We start from the raw sequence: 20,187 nt of genomic DNA on the forward strand, positions 1-20,187 counted from the left end.
TATGAAAAGGATAGCTATATTTTTAATAAGTTTTTTATTTATTCAGCAAGCGCAAGCGCAGCTGGAGTCCATGTATTCGCTGTATCGTTTTAATCCGCAAGTGATTAATCCGAGCCAGGCTGGTAGTACAAAGCACTCGGAATTCATCTTGATTAACCGCCAGCAATGGATGGGAATGGAGGGATCGCCGCAGACGGTATCTTTGACAGGAAACATTAAATACGGCGCAAATAAAGGGCTGGGTTTTGTGTTGATCAATGACCAAGCGGGCCCGGTGAAAACGGCTACCATTGCGGGGGACTTTGCTTACCACATTAAATTAAGCCAAGACTGGAATTTATCTGGTGGTGTACGTTTAGGGATGTCGAGTATGAGCGTGAATTTCTCAGCGCTTCGATTGATTAGTACGGTAGATCCAATGTTCCAAGGAGATCGCTCTACGGGAATGAAGACGAACACGGGCTGGGGTGTAAAACTTAGCAAAGCAGAAGATGGATTGTTTTTCAGCATTGCGCAACCGCGGGTGTTGAACTATGATTTTGGTTCACAAAATGGAGCTTATAAAGACGTGGCTTATTACTATGTGATGGCCGGGACTAAGGTGAAGTTGAATGAGGCGGTGAATTTGTATCCGAGTGCGATGGCTAGAATATCGCCGGACGCTCCTACGAGCTGGGATGTGAATCTAACGGCCAACATTTTAAACAAGTTCGATGTAGGGGCTAGTCTGCGCTCACAAGATAGCTATGGTGCTCGTTTAGGCGTTCAAGTTAGCCCAAAATTATACATGGGTTACGTGTACGAAGTTCCCACTTCTGCGATGAGCAAGATGGCCAGCAACACGCACGAATTAGCCTTGCGTTTTTATGTGTTTAATAAGACAGAGAAATAAAAACAGACAAGCAAGCAGAGAGTAAATAATAGCATTAAAAGAAAAAGTAAGACATGAAAAAAGTAGTTGTAGGAATTTTAGTGATGTGCGCCATGGTTTCAAACCTGACAGCACAAACGTATAAAAATAGCATTAGCGTTTTAGGTGGAAGCTCTAGTCTGTGGTTAACCAATACCGCAACCGAAGCGGGAATACGCCCGACGTATTCACACGGTGGATTGCAAGTGACCCACCAACTCAAGTCAAACATTGAAGTTGTATTAACGGGCCTTGGAGGCTATACAACTTCGCCTAGTTACAATGCAGTAAAGAGCGGAGTGGACATGAAGTATTTAAGTGCGGGCCTTGGATTGCGTTATTCGCTTTCGAAGCCTTTGGCAAAAATCTTCACTCCTTTTGCAAGCCTAGAGGCGAGTGCATTAGCGAGAAAAAACACGACACAAACCAATCACAACGTGGACGTGATCGGTTCAGTAGGCTTAGGCTTAAAGGCAGCGATCACTAAGCAAGTGAGCTTGTTGTACCAGGTGTCTATGGGATCTCCGTTCTACCAAACAAGCCACTTAGGCTCGAATGCCTTTGATGTACGAGGCTCCTACTTCTTGAACTCGTTTGGGGTATCGTTTGCTTTTGGAAAAGGATGCGAACAACCAATAGCAACAGCCGTATCAGCCCCGGTGGATGTAGATACGGATGGAGATGGCGTGGTGGATCGTTTGGATCAATGTCCGGGCGTGTTTGGAACAGCTTCAAACAATGGTTGCATAGATCCCGCCTTACAAGCGGCTGCGATGGCTAAGTTAGAAAAAGAGGCGATGGTAAAAGCCGAAGCAGTAGTAGCTGCGCGTTATGAGGCTGAAGCAAAAGCAAAAGCTGAGGCAGAAGCACAAGCCAAGCAAGCGGCAGAAACCAAAGCAGCCGAAGAACAAAAGGCGAAAGAGCAATTGCTTCAAGACCGCACCTTGATTTTCAATGATGACTCAGCCGTAATCTTGCCAGCAGCAAAAGCGCAAGCAGATGAGGTGGTAGAGGCGTTAAAGCAAAATCCATCAGCTAAGATTACTGTGAAAGGCCACACGGATAACTATGGTACGAAGAAGAACAACGTGAAAGTATCGAGAAACCGGGCAGCAAGAGTACGTAAATACTTACAAAAGAACGGTATCGAAGCGAGCAGAATCGAGTCATCGTACTACGGAGAGAGCCGACCAGCGCACAGCAACAGAACGCAAGCGGGCAAGAAATTAAATAGAAGAGTAGAGATTAAAATAGTAAAATAAACTAACGCAGAAATACAGAAAGGCTTGGAGGATTCTCTAGGCCTTTTTTGTTTTAAAGGGTATCTAAATATTGACTCGGCGTCATGCCTGTTTCCGCCTTAAACGTAGCATAGAAACCAGAGCGCGAGGAGAAGCCAGACTGGGCGCCTATTCCGTCGATGGACAGGGTGTCTGCCGTACCAGCTTTTAATAACTCTTTTGCATGTTCGATGCGTACTGTGGAGCGGTAGGCCGTGAATTTTTTCTGCAGGATCATGGTGAAGCAATAAATGATATGGTGCTTCGGGATGTCGAGTTTTTCCGAGATATCTTCGATGTCAAAATCGGGATATAAATAGGGTTTTTCGTTGTTGATGTAATCGACGATGAGTTGAGCGGTTTCTGCCAAAGGATCCTCCGAATCAGCCTCCTGAGTCGTTATTTTAGGCGCCTTTTTAGTCGAGGTTGCGATAGGCATCCCATACAATATTTGCGGAAAGAATACGATTAAAACGAGGGGAAGTAAGGCGTAGGCAATTCCAGAAATGTTATAGGTAGGCGCAGATTCCATAATGACGCTGTTAACAGGCGCATCATATAGATCTAGCGTCATTACAAGGAAATTCACCGCCACGATAAATGTGACTAAAATGAGTGTAAATAACCAGTTATAGACGAGTTTATTTTGCTTGTTCCCGTCTAAGTTTTTCCGCTCTCTTCGATGGTATTTTTGTAGAAGGAAAATGCTGGCAACAGCATAGATAATCACCAAGCTAGGGCGTGTTATAAAGGATACGCTTGGCGGGATAAGAAATCCACTTCCTAAGGTTCTCACATTATTGATGTCTTCATTAACCAGTCGCGCAATTTCTAATTTATGTTCGAAAGAGCTGAATAAATAGGGCGCAATGTTGATCGCTTGAATGAGAAATGGCAACAGATGCAGGTAGTCTTTTTTAGATGAAAATAGGCTTTTATCCGTGATGGTATTCCGCGTATACACATACAACATCGGGCCTGGTAAATACCAGAATGGAGAGAGATTACCATAGAAAATGGCTGTCCAAAAATCGTCGTGGTGGTAAACCGTGAAATAATGGGTTAAGCCATACGTGGAGAATATCCCGAAAATCCCTGTTAATAGTAACGCGTTCGGATTAATACGCCAATTGTAAATGGCGATAATCGCAGAGGTGATGATAGAGAACAGGGAGACGTATAGTATCATTAAATCAATGAATGAAACGCAATTTAGCACTTAAATCTGAGAGTATTTTTTTCTGTCCAAGAAAATGTCCTTCATGGATTAGTCCAAAAAAGCACATTTTGGACTAAATCCGTTTTATCCTATAAAGAACAATCGCATTATTAAAACGAATTTTACTTGTTAAAGATAGCCAAAGCCACATTAAACGGCCCTTTACAAGGAAAATTATGAATAGAATCACGCTTCTTTTATTGTTCGTAATGAGCTCAGCATCAGCTCAAACCTGGAATTTATCCGTAGGAGCGAACACCACGAACTTTGTGTACACGGATTCGCAGGGGATTAATCCTACTTACCTAAAACCTAGTTCCGGGTTTAACATGACGCTAGGTTACGAGAAATCCATGTCGCGTCGTTTCCAATACGACCTGGGTCTAGCCTATTCACAATACAACGCGGTGGGGGATGTGCAGAATATTCCATTTGCATACCAAACCGATTTCATGGGTCTTTCCGGGGGCATTGGTCCTAAGCTAGAATTCAGAAACGATTTTACGCTGATGTTGAAAGCGAGAGGAGCGGTCCAAAAAATGATCAACGGCAACCAGTTCTTACAAAACCATTACGAGGATTTAGCGGAAGACGAGCAGTTCAAAGGGCTTCGGTATTTCGTGGGATTCTCTTTAGAATTAGAGAAGAAAGTGAATTCAAACTTGTATGTGTATACGCAATACCAGCATTTGGACACCATTCAGTTTGGTACTTCTACACTCAACTTTGTGCCCACCACCATTTCCTTTGGCCTAAAAATTCAGTCGAAATAGCCTTTGTTTTATGAAGAAAATTATAACACTCATCGCATTCATTTTGATTTCTTTTGTCGGTTTTTCACAGACTAAAGGAATCTCCTATCAAGCCGTGATCATTGATCCGAATCCGATTCAAATTCCGGGTTCCGACGTGACAGCGCAGCCCTATGTGAGTAAGGAAGTCTGGATCCGCTTCGGAATCTATGCCGGCACGACCTTGCAATACGAGGAACTTCACAAGACTAAAACAGACGAATACGGTCTGGTAAACCTGATTATTGGCGGTGGTGTCAATACCGGTAAAGCGGGTACGTTTACGTCTTTGAGCTGGGATGGCGTCACAAAAAACATCATCACAAACGTGAGTTTTGACCAAGGGGGTCGCTATACCGAGGTAAGTAATCAGAAATTAAATTACACGCCTTACTCCTTGTTAGCAGAGACAGCGGTGAAATTAGCGGGCGTTTTACCGATCGCTTCGGGCGGTACGGGTGCGACGAATGCCATCGCTGCGCGAACGAATTTAGGCATAGGCAATGTGGACAACACGGCGGATATGGACAAGCCGGTGTCTACGGCGACTTTGGCCATCTTAGACGTTAAAGAATCTGTAGCAAACAAATCAACGAACATCATCGCGGACTCTGCTTCCTCTGTAAAATACCCGTCTGTGAAGGCGATTAAGGAATACATCGATAACAGAAACTCCGCCATGGCGCAGCAGTCGCAACAGGCAAATCGCGCTAATTTAGCGGCCAAAGCCACGGCACTAGAAACCCCGCGCACCATCAACGGAATCGCTTTTGATGGTACCACAAACATCACGATTCCCGTGGGCGTAACCCCGCCAGATGCGGATGCAACCACAAAAGGTTTAGTCAAATTAGCGGGCGATTTAACAGGAACGGCAGATGCGCCGGCCATTGCTGCTAATTCAGTAACGACCGCGAAAATCATAGACGGGGCGGTTACTGATGCAAAAATCACCTCCGTTTCCGGATCGAAAGTGACTGGAAATATCACAGGTAATGCCGCGAATATAACAGGAATGCTTGCTGTCTCAAACGGCGGAACAGGTGCAACGACGCCTTCTGGTGCCTTAACGAATCTAGGCGCGGAAGCCGTGGCGAATAAAAGTACAGATCTTAGTGCAGATGCAAATTCGACTCAGAAATACCCTTCCGTGAAATTAATTAAAGACTACGTGGATACACGCGTGGCCGCAGCTGGGGTGAGCGACGGGTCGATTACCTCTGCTAAAATCGCAGATGCAACTATCGTCAGTGCAGACATCGCATCGAATGCAGGTATCACAAACGCGCAATTAGCGAATAGCTCTCTGACCTTGGGAACGACGAACATTGCTTTGGGTGGAACGACCACTTCGTTAAGCGGGTTGAGTTCTGTTACGGCTACCGGCTTCACGGGAGCTTTGACGGGTAATGCGACGACCGCAACTTTGGCAGATGCAGCCACAAAACTAGCGGCAACAAAAAATATCAATGGTGTGGCATTCGATGGCTCTGCTGATATTACGGTGACGGCGGATGCGACGACTTTGACAGGTATTGTTCCTATCACGAAAGGGGGAACGGGTTCGTCTACTCAGAATTTTGTGGATTTAACGACGGCTCAAACTATCGCCGGCCAAAAAACCTTTTCAGAAGATAGCTACTTCAACGGCGTAAGAATCGGTAAAGGAGCAAGTAATAATATCCAAAATACCGCTGTTGGTTATACCGCGTTAGGAAGTAATACCACGGGTGAAGGAAATACTGCCATTGGATTTCAAGGCCAAATGAGTGGAACCTCAGGCTCTTCAAATACCTCTCTCGGTTTTGCTGCTTTAATAGATAACACAACAAGCAGTGGAAATACGGCTATTGGATACCAGGCTTTGCAGAAAAATACGGGCGATAATAACATTGCTATCGGTACAAATACAATGTACCTCGCTTTAAACTCAACGCGCAATATTGTGGTAGGTTCTAACGCATTAGAAACAAATGCAAACGGGGCAGCGAACAACATTATCATGGGGGTTAACTCGATGAGAGTAGCCACTTCTGCTTCAGAAAACGTAGCCATCGGAAATGAAGCTGGTTCTACCTTTACGAATGAAACGCGAAATACGCTTTTAGGAGCGAGTACAAATATCTCCGCGGGTGTTTCAAACGCTACCGCTATTGGATATGGAGCCATCGCAGATGCCAGCAACAAAATTCAGTTAGGTAACGCGAACGTGACCGCGGTGAATACGAGCGGAACGATTACGGCGGCAGGATTTAGCGGCCCATTGACAGGTAATGTGACCGGTAATGTGACAGGTAATGTGACAGGTAATGCATCCACCGCGACTTTGGCCAATAACATTTCTGCTACAACGAATACCTCTTTAACCTCCTTAGCGAATTTAACGACGGTGGGAACGATCACGTCCGGAATCTGGAGTGCCACAACGATTGATGTGGCGCACGGCGGAACGGGGGCTACTAGTTTAACCGGCTTAGTGAAAGGGAATGGAACCGGAGCGTTTAGTGCGGCCGTGGCTGGAGTGGATTTCGAAACAGCTATTGCGGCGAGTACGCAAACGCCTACTGCGCAATATTGGCGGGGAGACAAGACTTGGCAAACCTTAACGACTGATGTGGTTCCGGAGCTGACAAACAACCAGTATTTCACGAAATCTCGTGTTTTAGGCACGGAATTAGCGAATCTTTTGCCTGCCCATGGCGTCATTTCTACGACGGATAACGTGAGTGTGGGATTCAATAAATTGCTCGGAAATCAATTAATGAATTTATCCACGGGCGTTTTCACGTTTACGGGGATAACGGTGACAGGTGCCACGACCTTTAATGTGGGCTCTGCGGAAGGCTACATTGTGGATAACACAACAGACATTGAGCATCCTTCGATGAAGTACCTGGAATTTGCGGGGGCTACGGGTTTAAGCACTCCTTATTTGGCCTCCCATACGATGACCTACCTTTATTTAGATCCTACAGGGGCATTGCAAATGAGTGGAACGGAATTAACGCCCACGCAAAGAAGACAAAATATCTTATTAGGTAAATTAGGGCATCCAGATCACACGAATATTATTAGTTATTATGTTCAACCGGATGTACTCCAAAGTCCCCTATCCCAATTGCGCGACGTTTGGCAGCCTATTCGTTTAGTCAACGATGGTTTTACGGCCATTGCGAATGGAGCGAATTTGAATTTCAATACGACGGCGGGGACTCTGTTTGGCCTAGGAATCGGATATGGGGCGAATCCTAATTCCCCTTCCAGCCTGGCTATTGCCGCTAAAACGCCTGTAACTTTTCAATACCGCACGCAAATCGGCGGAGCAAACACAGATGTGACGTTGATTGATCCTACGAAATACGATAACGCGGGAACGTTGACGACGGTAGCTGGAACGGGGGCCCATGCCACGAACCAACGCATTTTCTTATTACAAAACGGGAAGATTCGAGTTCAATATGGCCAAACGGATTACACCACCTTCGCTAATGCTATCGCGGGGATTCAAAGTGAATCGTTTAGCACTTATGCCGGCATCAAGGATTACGGAATTTTGATTGGAATTTTGACGGTGCGCAAGGATGCAACCAATTTATCTGATCCGGCGAAAGCCCAGTTTTTCAATGTGACGAAGTTTGGAGAAACAATCGGTGCCACCTCCGGTACGGTGACTTCAGATCTCCAGCAATCCTACAATAACGGTGCGCAAATCATCACCAATTCCACAAACGGCGCCTTCGACATTCGCCGCGGCAGCGCAGCGGATACAGACAATGTGGTCGTTCTCCAAAACGGCGCCGGCACCCCCGTCTTAACCATTAACGGCGCTGGTACAATCACGTCTGGAACCTGGAGTGGCACGGCCATTTCAGTGGCAAACGGAGGAACGGGAACAACAACCGCTTCAGGTGCCTTAATTAACCTAGGTGCGGAGGCAATCGCTAATAAAAGTACCGACTTATCTGCTGACGCGAATTCAACTGATAAGTATCCATCTGTTAAACTAATCAAAGACTACGTGGACACCCGCGTGGCTTCGGCTGGGGTAAATGATGGTTCGATCACGTCCGCAAAAATTGCAGATGCCACTATTGTTAGTGGCGATATCGCCGCGAACGCAGGGATTACAAACGGACAATTAGCGAACAGTACGACGATTTTAGGTTCGACAACCATTACATTGGGCGGAACGGTAACTTCGGTGACCGGCTTAACCAGTTTAGAGGCGAACACGCTTACGGGTACTTTATCGGGAACGGCAAATGCAGGAAAATTATCAGGCACAACGCTTGCGAGTAATGTGGTAAACTCGAGCTTAACGAGCGTGGGAACGATTACGAGTGGTATTTGGAGTGCGTCTACAATTGATATTGCCAAAGGAGGTACCGGCGCCACCACCGCCGCAGATGCTAGAGCAAATTTAGGCTTGGTAATAGGTACAAATGTACAAGCGCCACTAACAGCGGGATCTGGAATTTCAATTGCCTCTGGAACGATTTCTGCAACAGGCTTAACTACTTCGAATTTAAGTTCAACGGCGGGAATAACTGTAGGTCAATTGGCGACAAGTACGACGACTTTAGGTTCGACTACGATGACTTTAGGAGGAACGGTGACTTCGGTGACAGGATTAGTTTCTGTTAGTTCCACAGATTTCACCGGAGCTTTAACCGGTAATGCGAGCACGGCAACGAAATTAGCAACTTCTCGCACCATTAATGGGGTGAGTTTTGATGGCAGTGCCAATATTACGATTGCGGCGGATGCGAATACATTAAGTGGCACGACGCTTGCGAGCAATGTGGTGACCTCGAGCTTGACTGGTGTGGGAACTTTGACATCAGGAGCAATTCCGTATTCTTTATTAACAGGAACGGTCCCTACTTGGAATCAAAATACAACGGGAAGCGCGGCTACATTAACCACGGGGAGAACCATCGCCTTAACGGGAGATGTAACTTATACCAGTCCAGCGTTTAATGGTTCTGGTGATGTAACTGCCGCCGCTACATTAACTAATACAACAGTTACCGCTGGATCTTTCGGCTCGACTACGGCTATCCCTACGTTTACGGTGGATAGTAAAGGCCGTCTAACCGCCGCCGGATCTGCTTCGATCATTGCGGATGCCGGAACCTTATCAGGTACTACTTTGAATTCAACTGTGACTGGTTCGAGTTTGACTGCCGTTGGAACAATCACGCAAGGAACTTGGAGTGCAACCGTGATTGGAAGCAATGTGGGTGGAGCCGGATCCATAAATGGATTATTAAAAGCGAACGGAAGTGGAGTAGTAAGTGCTGCCGTGGCGGGTACAGATTACCAAGCACCATTAACGGCAGGAACTAGTTTCATCGCGCCAAATGCAGCCATCACTGCTGCTACTAAAACGAAAATCACGTACGATGCTTTTGGTCTTGTAACGGCAGGCGCAGATGCAACAACGGCTGATATTGCGTCTAGTTCAGACAAAAGATATGTTACTGATGCTCAATCTGGAGTTTTATCAAATACTTCTGGTATAAATACGGGGGATGAAACGGCCAGTACGATTAAGACTAAGTTAGGGATTGCAACCTTGAGTGGATCAAATACGGGTGATCAAACGATTACCTTGACGGGCGATGTAACGGGAACTGGAACGGGAACATTTACTTCTACTTTAGCTGCTTCGGGTGTTACAGCTGGATCTTTCGGCTCCACTACGGCTATTCCTACCTTTACGGTGGATGCCAAAGGCCGTCTAACCGCCGCAGGATCTGCTGCAATCATAGCGGATGCAGGAACCTTATCAGGAACTACTTTGAAGTCTAGTGTGACTGGGTCTAGTTTAACTTCAGTGGGAACCATTACTGCGGGTATATGGAGTGCAACCACCATTGATGTGGCACACGGAGGAACAGGCGTAACGACATCGACAGGTAGTGGAAGCTTAGTTTTGAATACGAGTCCTACATTAGTAACTCCAAATATAGGAGCAGCGACAGGAACGTCGCTTAGCTTAACGGGTAACTTAAGTGCGGCCACAGGGACTTTTTCTTCTACTTTAATAGCGGGGGCCACTACAGTCACAAGTTTAGTTTCTCCATCTATAACTGGTGGTTCTGGAACTACGCAATCTTTAACATATAAGACAACCTCTGGTGTAGGAGCAGCAGGAGCGGATCATATATTTAAAGTGGGTAATAATGGAGCAACGGAGGCAATGAGAATTTTAAATAATGCAAATGTTGGAATAGGAACAACTACACCTGTTTCAAAATTAGAGGTGAATGGAGGTGATTTGTTAGTAGCAGGAACCTCTACCGCTTATGATAATACAAATTATGCTGATAAAAATGGTTTTGTTATACACCAAAATAACGGAAGCACTAATTTAGTTTCGACAGGATCGAATTCAGGAAATTGGACCTCCAACATATTATTTTTAACGCGAAATACAGGTGCTACCGTCCCTACGGAGAAATTGCGAATTGGAAGTGATGGTAAAATAGGTATTGGGACCACTTCTCCTGGAAGTTTATTAGATGTAGCCGCTGGAACAACCACGAATGTAACGGGGATGAACTTAACAGGAAGCATTGATGATTTCTTCCAAGTGAACGTTCAAAATACTAATAATACAGGGACAAAAGCACAAAGCGGTTATGCTGCAACAGCTGACAACGGAACAACTACAACTGGATTTGCTTGGATGGGTATTAATAATAGTGCGTTCAATTTCCCAGCTTTGTACAATATCGGGGCTGCGAATGACGTCACTTACATTGGTAGTGGCCAGGATATGCATATAGCAAATGCAAATCAAACAAAATCTATCATTTTCAGTACGGGTAAAAATTCAACCCCATTCTTCAATGAAAGAATGCGTATCACTAATGCTGGTAACGTGGGTATTGGAACGGCAACTCCATCTACCACCTTGGACGTAAACGGAACCACTCGTCTAGGTGGAGCAACTACGATTGCAGGAGCAGCAACCTTTACAAGTACGGTCGCTATTACAACGGGGGCAGCAGCTGGTAAAGTCTTGACTTCGGATGCAAGTGGAAATGCTACTTGGCAGACGGGTGTGACAACATTAGCCTCTAAAACAGCGAATTATACGCTGACTTTGAATGATAATTATATCATTATGGGAACCGCAGCCGCAACCGGCCTAACTTTCACCTTACCTACTGCGGTAGGATGTGCTGGGAAAGAGTTTACTATTAAAAATGTAAGCGCATACTCAGTTGCCATTGCTACAACAAGTTCTCAATATATCATTCAAGATAATTCCACAGCGACTACTTCAACTGCAACTATTGGAATAGAACCTTCTAATAACTGGATAAGAGTTATTTCAGATGGAGCAAACTGGATTGCATTTAGAGGATTGTTCTAACATAAAACAAACAACATAACATGAAAAACATCTTACTACTCGCCGGAACTTTGGCCTTATTCTCTTTCGCCGCTGATAAATTCATCTCGATGCGCATCGCGGAACCGACGGTGAATTACCACTGGAATAATTTGAATTCCATTAAGGCGATTGCGGACCAAAGCAACTTACCCCACTCGCAAGTGAAATTCATCATCGCTTCGATCGATAGTTTACAAAAAGACATGGCGCGCACAGCACGTTTGGACAGTATGGTAGCGGCTCCTGCAGCAGCGCCATCTAAAAAGAAATAGGGTGAAAAAAGTAGTTTTCCTTTTAATGGTATCGTTTTATTCCTTTGCCCAAACGGGGATAGGGACAACTACGCCCGTAAATAAGTTCGAAGTAGTCACAACTACGGCGGATCCAGCATCGACAGGGTTAAATGCGAATGGAAATTTAAGAATTGGCCCTAGTGTTGGGACACATGTGTTAGACTTTGGCCTTAGTTCAACATCCACTTTTTCTTGGCTACAGGCCAGATCAAAATCAGCCTATGGGACGACCTACAATTTGTCCTTAAATCCAATAGGAGGAAATGTGGGAATAGGAACGACTAACCCTACGGCTAAGCTGAACCTGATGGGTGGTGGTATTCGTATTCATGGTGGGTTTAGTAATAGTTCCACCAGGCCAGCGATTAACACTTCTACCATTGGAAACTATGAAATAAGAGGAGTTGGAAGTGAATCTGGAATAACCCAAAGAGATGGTGGAGATGATGGTTTCTTAAGGTTATCCGCAGGAGGGGGTACAAATGCAAATACTCAATCTTCCATTGACATTTCCGGGTTTTCGAATCAGGCTGATATGGATAACAATATTGTTATCAAAACCGCAGGTGTGGAAAGAGTAAGGATAGATAAAAATGGTTCTACATCGGTAACAGGAAGTTTAACAGGAGGTAATACGGCAAGCTCTAAATTGAGTGGATTTGTTTCAAACACAAGTACAGAATCTGTTAATAGGTCCATCGCGGTTTCGGATAATGGAATGATATTAAAATGTAGTGCAGGAATTACACTTACACTTCCAGCCTCCGGGATCCCAGAAGGGTTTAACTGTATGGTCTTGCAACAAAGTACCAGTCAAGTTACCTTTTCTGGTACGTTTAACAATCGAAATGGCTTTTCAAAAACAGCCGGCCAATATGCTATCGCCACAATACTTTATGTTGGGGGCGTTTATATCGTGTCTGGCGAAATGAGCAATTAATGAAAAGAGGGGTATTATTTTTAATAATTGTATTGATGAGTTGCCCAATTTTTGGGCAATTCTTGTCCCCTTATTATTCAACGTTAGAGTCCAATCGCGGAAAAGGAAATCAAAAACTATTTTATCGACTTTACAGCACGAGTACGTCTGCTGTTTTCCCTAATTCAGCCTCTGAATTTGATAGTTTCTTTTCTAATTACGCTACCTTTCAAACAGCTAGCGAAATTAAGTTAAATTCCTCCCGGGGAACATTAAATTCTAATACGCAGAAAAGTGCAAATGTGTTAAATTTCAATGGACAGGAAGAATTAAAAACAGCAATAAATAAGACCACTCCTTATGCAGGTTTTGGAGGAGATTATTTCACTATTGTGATTTCTGGTTATTTTATTCCAAAGCAAACGGGTACCTATAAGTTTAGTATTGAAGGCGATGACGCTTGCGATGTCTATATAAATGGGAATGTGGTCGCTAGTCACTACGGAGGACATGGTGCGGATGCCATTGGAACACATACAGGAACGATCAATTTGACAGCAGGTAAAAAATACCAATTCCGAGCGAGGATGATGGAGAATGCTGGAGGAGAGGTGATGTTTCTTTTTTGGCAAAAACCTTCTGAAACAGGTGGGTCCGTTTGGTATCAGGATATGGAAGAATTAAGTAGTGAGGAGGTTCTTCCTTCAGGTCTGGTGTTGAACATTGATCCAAGTAATTTTTATTCCTTTCCTAGAGGTGGATCTACTTCTTTTGATTTGAAGGGGAATGCTAATGGCACGATTTATAATAACACGTCATTTAATTCAACGAATGGAGGAATATGGTATTTTGATGGAGATCAGGATTATATTGATTTTGGTAAAGCACCCGCAAACTTTCCTGTAAATGATATCAGTATTTTTCTGTGGCTGAAGCCAACTAGCTTAAGAAATGGATGGAATATATTTTTGAGTAAATGGTTTCAAGATACGGCAGGAACGGGAGGTTATTCGGATTTGCATTATGATATTTATCCAAATGGCACAAGTTTCAATCAGCATTTATTTACAAATTTGACGGATGGTTTTAATGTATTTGGAAGTATCCCTCTTAGTGTTGATACTTGGTATCAAGTCGGTTTTACATTGAAAAATGGTAACCTGCAAATGTATCTGAATTCTAGTTTAGACGGACCGGTTAGACCAAATGCGGGAAGAACGAACAACACACAATCATCCCTTTGGCTGGGAGATGCACGATCAGGTGGATCACTTGGTTATAATGGGTACATGGGTTCAGTTCAAATTTATAATCGCGCCTTAACTAACGAAGAGGTTATCCAAAATTTCAATATTACAAAACTCAGGTATGGTTATTAGAATACTAGTTTTTACCTTATTGACATCTATCTCCTGCCTCGCCCAAACGGGCATAGGCACCACCACGCCTGATGCCTCCGCAAAACTGGATGTTTCGTCTACCACTAAAGGTCTATTAGCTCCACGTATGACGGCAGCTCAAAAAACAGCTATTTCGCTGCCAGCAAACGGTTTACTTATCTATCAAACAGATGGCGTCACAGGATTCTACGTCAATACAGGAACTTCAGCCTCACCTGCTTGGCTACGAGTAAATACGGACTGGACGAAAACAGGCAATGACATTGCCTTTACGACTGGCAATGTCTCAACAACAGGAACGTTGACGGGAGGGAATACAAGCACCTCTACGATTTCTGGATTTGCAGCTAACGTGGCTTCTATTTCAGCCAATTATCCTCTAACCGCATCTGATAATGGTAAAATTTTACAATCCACTAGCACAACGGCTATTACGATAACCATTCCCACGGGATTGCCCACTGGATTTAATTGTACAGTGGTCCAAATGGGGGCGGGCCAGCTGACCTTTTCCGGAACCTACTTTAATAGAGGAAGTTTTACCAAATCTGCCAGTCAATATTCCATTGTCAGCATCATTCATTTAGGTAGTGACAAGATCATCGTTTCAGGCGAAATGAGTAATTAAGATGAAAAAGCTAGTATTCTTTTTATTAGTATTCTCCATAAATGCTTGGTCACAAATGGCGCTACCTGTGCAGCAATCTGTGTTGCCTAAAAATAGTTTGGTCGTGAATTATGATTTTTCCAAATCGGCAAGTTATACACGTGGTAGTTCTACTGCAACAAACATTGCTGGAACGGCTACTGGAAATTCAACCCTATTGAATAACCCCATTTTTGTTAACTCTTTAGGATATATATCGCTTAATGGGACGAATCAATACGTCGTTACACCGAATCTTAAAACCTATTTTAAATCGGTCAATACGAGTGTTCAAAATAGCTTTACCATAAGTTTTTGGATTTATCCTACAAATTTGAATGGAGTTGTATTGAGTGAGTTGGATTCCCAAACGCCCAGTTCTGGCTGGCACGCATCCAATATTGAAATTGTAAATGGGTTTGTAAAGTATAGGGTTTGGCCAGGCTCAACCTATGTTACATCTAGTTTACTTACGCTAAATCAGTGGTATCATGTCGCCATGGTTTACGATGGCTCCTCTGTAAAGGGGTACTTAAACGGGGCTTTGCAAGGCACTCAAACCTATGCAAGAGAAGCCCCGTCTGCTAGCCAAAATTATGCGATTGGAGCTACAGAGGCGACTTATATGGGAACGACTGCCTATGGAAATTTTCATTTAGCCCAATTTAAATTACATCAATTGCCCTTAACCGATAACGATATTTTACAAGAATACATAACTAGAAAATCGGAGTTTGATTACACCATACATAGCCCATCAACGAATACAAGTCCGACATACTGGAGTGTTTCAAGTGCTTGGAATAATTCAACGGGAAGTACAGGAACTTCAGATGCATTTGCGGCACCTCATTTCACTCCCTGGTTGAATTCAACTCTAGGCTGGGCCGCACAAACATTGGATGCAAATCAGTATATCGCGTTGAATTATGACGAACCTGCTTATATAAAAGGGGTGGTGATTCAACCTAGAGCGTCTTCTGGTAATCAATATGTCACTAAAGTTCATGTGGAAACAAGCTTGACCGGTGCTGCTCCTTGGACACGGGTCGTAAGTGATCAGCCTATTAGTACTTCTATTACTGATGATGCGAGTGTACTTTTCCCTAGCAATCTGTTTACTAAAGCTGTTAAAGTCATACCAGTTACATGGACTAATCATATGACGATGCGTTTAGGAGCACTTGTGAGACCCAATAACCTTGTTTCAGATGGCTTAGTGCTTCGTTTGGATGCGGCTAATATTAAATCTTATCAGGGAAGTGGAACTACCTTTAAAGACATGACGACCAATGCGTCGGATTTTACTTTGGTGGGTACACCAATCTATAATCCGTATGGTTTTTTTACATTTAATGGAACGAATCAATATGCATCAAGAGTCAATACAGCTAGTTTAAAGCCTACTACAGCCATATCAATTGAGCAATGGTTAAGTGCAGACAATTGGAATGCAGGCACTTCCAATACAAACTATAAATGTTCTTTATCTTGTACTGAGGGGGGAGGGTATTCTCATAATATTTGGAGCGGGAATTTTTACAGTTATATTTATGCTGGAGGTAAATATTTAGTTCCATCCGCATCAGTGAGTAGTTTTTCAGGCTGGCATCATTTTGTAACAACATTTGATGGGAGGTATGCAAAGTTGTATATCGATGGATCTTTGGCTAATACTGAAGATTATGGAAGTGCTAATAAGACAATAACTTATGCGTCTAACAGTATACTTTTAGGAGCTGAAGCTGGAGCAAGTACCTCTCCTACTGGAAGCTATTGGCAAGGTAAAATAGCTACTACATCTATCTACAATAAAGCATTGACGGATGCTGAAATTTTTCAGAATTACAATTCAACTAAAATTAGGTTTAGTCTTGTTCAGGATGGACTTGTTTCTAACTTAATGAATCCTCCAAGTTCTGGAACCGCATGGACTGATGCATCAGGTAATGGGAACAATGCAACTTTAAATGGGTCCCCCATTTATACTTCTGCAAATGGAGGGGGCTATACGACTTCGTCTACATCATACATTTCGATTCCGTATAATTTGCCTAATTCATTTACTGTAAGTGTTGCCTGTTCCCTGAATCCATCTACCTTCTGGGCCACCCTTTGGGGGAATGAATCATGGAATGCAAGCAAGGGATTTATTGCCTATTTAGCATCAAGCACATCTTTGAATTTTGGAAGTCCATCTGGGCTTGCTAATATTGCTGTGTCTGGAATAAATACGATTCATATATGGGATTTTGTCGCTAACGGCACTAATTATACATTATATAAGGACGGAGTAAGTGTAAGTACAGGAACATTCACTGCGCCTTCTGGAGGTTTAAGCAACACGGGCCTTTATTTTGGTGCAAGGCATAGCAATGCAGGTACTTCATTTACGGATGCAAGTCCGGGCACTTATTATAGCATGCGGGTTTATAATAGGGCTTTAAATGCAGATGAAATACAAACAAATTTTACGGTTTTGAGATCTAATTATGGCTTATAAATGAAAAAACTACTCTTCCTTTTTTTAGTCATGTCATCTGGAGTTTATGCCCAAACCGGTATAGGCACCACCGCGCCCGCAGCCTCCGCGAAGTTAGAGGTATATGCTACAAACAAAGGCTTTTTGCCTCCTCGCATCGCCTTAACTGGGGCTGCTGACGCTTCCACAATCGCATCTCCTGTAGCCGGCTTATTGATATACAACACAGCTACCGCAGGAACTGCCCCAAATAATGTCGTTCCAGGCTATTATTATTGGAACGGAACAGCGTGGATACAATTAACGGGAGGATTAGTAATCGATGCGAGTAAAACGACTAGTTTTTCAGTTACTGCGGCGGACAATAATAAATTGTTTTTGATCAGCTCTTCTACGGCCGTTACGGTCACAATTCCTAATACCTTACCCGTCGGTTTTTCATGCCAATTTATCCAAACAGGGTCAGGTACAATTACATTAGCCGGTTCTGGTTTTACCCTAAATTCTGCGAATGGCTTAACGAGTCGTTCCATCAATAGTGCCATAGGTTTAGTGATGAGCACATCTACGTCTGGCTATGTTTTTGGCGATACCATGAACTAATGAAAAAGATTTTCGCGTCCTTTCTAGTACTCATTTCTTTCACTTTGCCCGCGCAATTGATGGTGAAAAACCTGGCCCTACGTAAGCCGGTGATCCCTAATACCTATATATTTCCGTACAAAGGGGAAATCCAACAATTTGTAGTACCAAATCGGGTCACCAGTATTCAAGTGAATGCAATAGGGGCCAAAGGGGGTACAGGTGCCAGAGGACAAGTAGGTGGTGCAGGAGCAAATATCACTACTACCTTAAATGTAACTCCTGGACAGATTTTATACATTGTTGTAGGTGGATTCCCTGGGCAATCAGCTACGGCTAAATATGGTTTTGGAGGCAATGGTGGAAGCGGCACTAATTATGGTGGAGCTGGAGGTGGTTTATCTGGGGTATTTACTGCTTCAAGTCCTGCAAATGCAAACGCTTTAGTAATTGCCGGAGGAGGTGGAGGCGGGGCGGGAATTTCAACTGGTAGTGATTATACTGGAGGGAATGCAGGTAATAATATAAATGGGACTTCAAGCAATGGAAATCAACCAGTTAATTCAGCTTATGTAACGAATGGGAAATATCAAAATGGCTACGCAGCAACGACTTCTGCACCTGGTTTAGGAGGGGAGCCATTTGATGTTGTGACAGGTACAAGGCCAGGGAATGGATCTGGTATAAGTGGAGGTACTGGAGGCACAGATGGTGGTGTTAGCACCTGGAATGGTGGAGGAGGAGCAGGAGGTGGATTTTATGGTGGTGGTGGCGGAGCAGGAGGTGGCTCGGCAACAGGCGGTGGAGCAGGTGGTTCTACGAAAACAACCTCTGGCCATAATTCTTTTGGAATCCCTAATACCACTGGAGATGGAAGCGTATCCATTACGTGTTTAACAAATTCAAGTCTAGTCTTACATCTGGATGCCGGAAATCCTGCTAGCTATAGTGGAACGGGAACCACGTGGAACGATTTGTCTGGAAATGAATCTCATGTAACATTGACAAATACGACATTTAATTCAGCTAATGGTGGCTCTATTGCTTTCAATGGAACTTCTAGTTATGCTGATTTTACGGCTAATATTGGTAGTACAAATGTGATTACTGTTGAAATGTGGGTAAAGACAAATTCTTTGAGAACACCTGGAGGAGGAATGTACTTTGGATTTGATTCATATGATGTTTGGACAAGAAATGGAAATATTGGATACAACACAGGTAATTCAGACTTGTACGGTATTAGTTCAAGTCAGGTGGATTATTTAGGGATTTTAGAAAATTGGAGACATTTGGTTTTTGTTATGAAAGCTGGATCTTTTGCTAGTAATAAAATTTATATAAATGGATCTTTACAATCTTTGAGTCAACAAATTTCTGGCTATAGTTTTTTAACTGCAAATGCTACTTTTAATTCAGGTGCTGGAAGAATTTCATCATGGAGAAATGACCTTAATTGGCTACTGAATTTAAATGTCGCGAGTTTTAAAATTTATAATAGAGAACTGACACCACAAGAAATAATCAATAATTTTAATTCGAGTAGTACAAGATTCTATGCAGAGAAAGATGGTTTAAGTCCTACTACAGCTTCCACAAGTGCTTATCAGATCAAACAAGATTATCCAAATTCCACTGATGGCTTTTATTGGATTAAAAATGCCAATATCAATGGTGGCAGTCCTATAAAAATATATGCCGACATGACGACCGATGGAGGAGGTTGGACGTTGATTTTGAAAAACTCGTCTTATGTTGGTTGGAACTATGCTAATTCAGTCGCATTAAATACAGAAATACCATTCACAACCAATGCAGAAGTAATTAGCACTTCCTCTGTAAATTATTCTATTGTTGGTTGGGCAGATTATATAAAAAAGTCATCGACTGGATTTCAATATATGATTGATGCTGCTAGTAGAAAAAATCATGGGGGGATATGGACTGCTAATGGGAATTATAGTTTTCTGAGTACTAGCAATGCTCAAACGAATGTTACCTTAAATACGGAATTTGGTAATTGGAGCTACGTTGCAGATAATAATGGAATGGCAGAAAGAATGCCCTGGAGAAGTACAACTGTTGGATCAGGAAATGGATTTTTAACGCTATCAAACGGAACAGGTAATTGGTGGGGGACTTTGGTTTCTAGCAGTGCCTCTTATTCACCTTCCCCCTGGATTAGCGATCCTGGAACTGGAGGAACTGCAAGTCCTAATCCCGGTATCATTTGGTATTGGGTTCGTTAAATTTATAA

The 20,187-nt window shown here is 43.4% G+C and carries 12 protein-coding genes; 11 read left to right on the plus strand and 1 reads right to left on the minus strand.

What is annotated here, in order from left to right; genetic code table 11:
- Nucleotide 1 precedes the first annotated feature (1 nt).
- Both G9X63_RS05335 and G9X63_RS05340 read left to right on the plus strand, forming a co-directional pair.
- Nucleotides 2-892: a PorP/SprF family type IX secretion system membrane protein gene (locus tag G9X63_RS05335; RefSeq protein ID WP_252624791.1), complete on the plus strand. Its 891-nt coding sequence runs from the start codon at nucleotides 2-4 to the stop codon at nucleotides 890-892.
- A gap of 53 nt (nucleotides 893-945) precedes the next feature.
- On the plus strand, nucleotides 946-2,172 hold the full coding sequence (locus G9X63_RS05340) for an OmpA family protein (RefSeq protein ID WP_252624793.1): 1,227 nt from the start codon (nucleotides 946-948) through the stop codon (nucleotides 2,170-2,172).
- A gap of 52 nt (nucleotides 2,173-2,224) precedes the next feature.
- On the opposite strand, the gene G9X63_RS05345 is transcribed toward G9X63_RS05340, so the two are convergent.
- On the minus strand, nucleotides 2,225-3,379 hold the full coding sequence (locus G9X63_RS05345; RefSeq protein ID WP_252624795.1) for a helix-turn-helix domain-containing protein: 1,155 nt from the start codon (nucleotides 3,377-3,379) through the stop codon (nucleotides 2,225-2,227).
- 206 nt (nucleotides 3,380-3,585) lie between these two features.
- Here G9X63_RS05345 and G9X63_RS05350 point away from each other — a divergent pair, with 206 nt between their 5' ends.
- The 9 genes from G9X63_RS05350 to G9X63_RS11090 are packed head-to-tail and all read left to right on the plus strand — an operon-like array spanning nucleotide 3,586 to nucleotide 20,179.
- Nucleotides 3,586-4,182: a hypothetical protein gene (locus G9X63_RS05350; RefSeq protein ID WP_252624798.1), complete on the plus strand. Its 597-nt coding sequence runs from the start codon at nucleotides 3,586-3,588 to the stop codon at nucleotides 4,180-4,182.
- A gap of 10 nt (nucleotides 4,183-4,192) precedes the next feature.
- Complete coding sequence (locus G9X63_RS05355; RefSeq protein WP_252624799.1) at nucleotides 4,193-11,587, plus strand: hypothetical protein; 7,395 nt, start codon at nucleotides 4,193-4,195, stop codon at nucleotides 11,585-11,587.
- Between the two features lie 20 nt (nucleotides 11,588-11,607).
- Nucleotides 11,608-11,880: a hypothetical protein gene (locus G9X63_RS05360; RefSeq protein WP_252624801.1), complete on the plus strand. Its 273-nt coding sequence runs from the start codon at nucleotides 11,608-11,610 to the stop codon at nucleotides 11,878-11,880.
- A 1-nt stretch (nucleotide 11,881) separates the two neighbouring features.
- Entirely contained in the window at nucleotides 11,882-12,841 is a 960-nt protein-coding gene (locus G9X63_RS05365) for a hypothetical protein (RefSeq protein ID WP_252624803.1), read from the plus strand.
- 35 nt (nucleotides 12,842-12,876) lie between these two features.
- Nucleotides 12,877-14,199, plus strand: coding sequence for a LamG-like jellyroll fold domain-containing protein (locus tag G9X63_RS05370; RefSeq protein WP_252624805.1), 1,323 nt, complete (start codon nucleotides 12,877-12,879; stop codon nucleotides 14,197-14,199).
- A complete protein-coding gene (locus G9X63_RS05375) occupies nucleotides 14,189-14,848 on the plus strand; it encodes a hypothetical protein (protein WP_252624807.1) in 660 nt (219 codons plus the stop codon). The genes G9X63_RS05370 and G9X63_RS05375 overlap by 11 nt, the downstream gene beginning before the upstream one ends.
- Nucleotide 14,849: 1 nt before the next feature.
- Nucleotides 14,850-17,369, plus strand: coding sequence for a LamG-like jellyroll fold domain-containing protein (locus tag G9X63_RS05380; protein ID WP_252624808.1), 2,520 nt, complete (start codon nucleotides 14,850-14,852; stop codon nucleotides 17,367-17,369).
- Nucleotides 17,370-17,951 carry a hypothetical protein gene (locus tag G9X63_RS05385; protein ID WP_252624809.1) on the plus strand — a complete coding sequence of 194 codons (582 nt, stop codon included), beginning with the start codon at nucleotides 17,370-17,372 and terminating at the stop codon, nucleotides 17,949-17,951.
- Nucleotides 17,951-20,179 (plus strand): fibrinogen-like YCDxxxxGGGW domain-containing protein, encoded by a 2,229-nt coding sequence (locus G9X63_RS11090; protein ID WP_276532678.1) that lies wholly within the window; start codon nucleotides 17,951-17,953, stop codon nucleotides 20,177-20,179. The genes G9X63_RS05385 and G9X63_RS11090 overlap by 1 nt, the downstream gene beginning before the upstream one ends.
- The last annotated feature ends 8 nt before the right edge of the window (nucleotides 20,180-20,187 follow it).

Source organism: Aquirufa antheringensis (genome assembly GCF_023921165.1).
GTDB lineage: Bacteria > Bacteroidota > Bacteroidia > Cytophagales > Spirosomataceae > Aquirufa > Aquirufa antheringensis.

What these genes read in the sequence shown, in the direction of transcription:
- G9X63_RS05375 (WP_252624807.1), top strand. Translation starts at nt 14,189, where the DNA reads ATGGTTATTAGAATACTAGTTTTTACCTTATTGACATCTATCTCCTGC.
- G9X63_RS05355 (WP_252624799.1), top strand. Translation starts at nt 4,193, where the DNA reads ATGAAGAAAATTATAACACTCATCGCATTCATTTTGATTTCTTTTGTC.
- G9X63_RS05380 (WP_252624808.1), top strand. Translation starts at nt 14,850, where the DNA reads ATGAAAAAGCTAGTATTCTTTTTATTAGTATTCTCCATAAATGCTTGG.
- G9X63_RS05345 (WP_252624795.1), bottom strand. Translation starts at nt 3,379, where the DNA reads ATGATACTATACGTCTCCCTGTTCTCTATCATCACCTCTGCGATTATC.
- G9X63_RS05385 (WP_252624809.1), top strand. Translation starts at nt 17,370, where the DNA reads ATGAAAAAACTACTCTTCCTTTTTTTAGTCATGTCATCTGGAGTTTAT.
- G9X63_RS05360 (WP_252624801.1), top strand. Translation starts at nt 11,608, where the DNA reads ATGAAAAACATCTTACTACTCGCCGGAACTTTGGCCTTATTCTCTTTC.
- G9X63_RS05340 (WP_252624793.1), top strand. Translation starts at nt 946, where the DNA reads ATGAAAAAAGTAGTTGTAGGAATTTTAGTGATGTGCGCCATGGTTTCA.
- G9X63_RS11090 (WP_276532678.1), top strand. Translation starts at nt 17,951, where the DNA reads ATGAAAAAGATTTTCGCGTCCTTTCTAGTACTCATTTCTTTCACTTTG.
- G9X63_RS05350 (WP_252624798.1), top strand. Translation starts at nt 3,586, where the DNA reads ATGAATAGAATCACGCTTCTTTTATTGTTCGTAATGAGCTCAGCATCA.
- G9X63_RS05335 (WP_252624791.1), top strand. Translation starts at nt 2, where the DNA reads ATGAAAAGGATAGCTATATTTTTAATAAGTTTTTTATTTATTCAGCAA.
- G9X63_RS05370 (WP_252624805.1), top strand. Translation starts at nt 12,877, where the DNA reads ATGAGTTGCCCAATTTTTGGGCAATTCTTGTCCCCTTATTATTCAACG.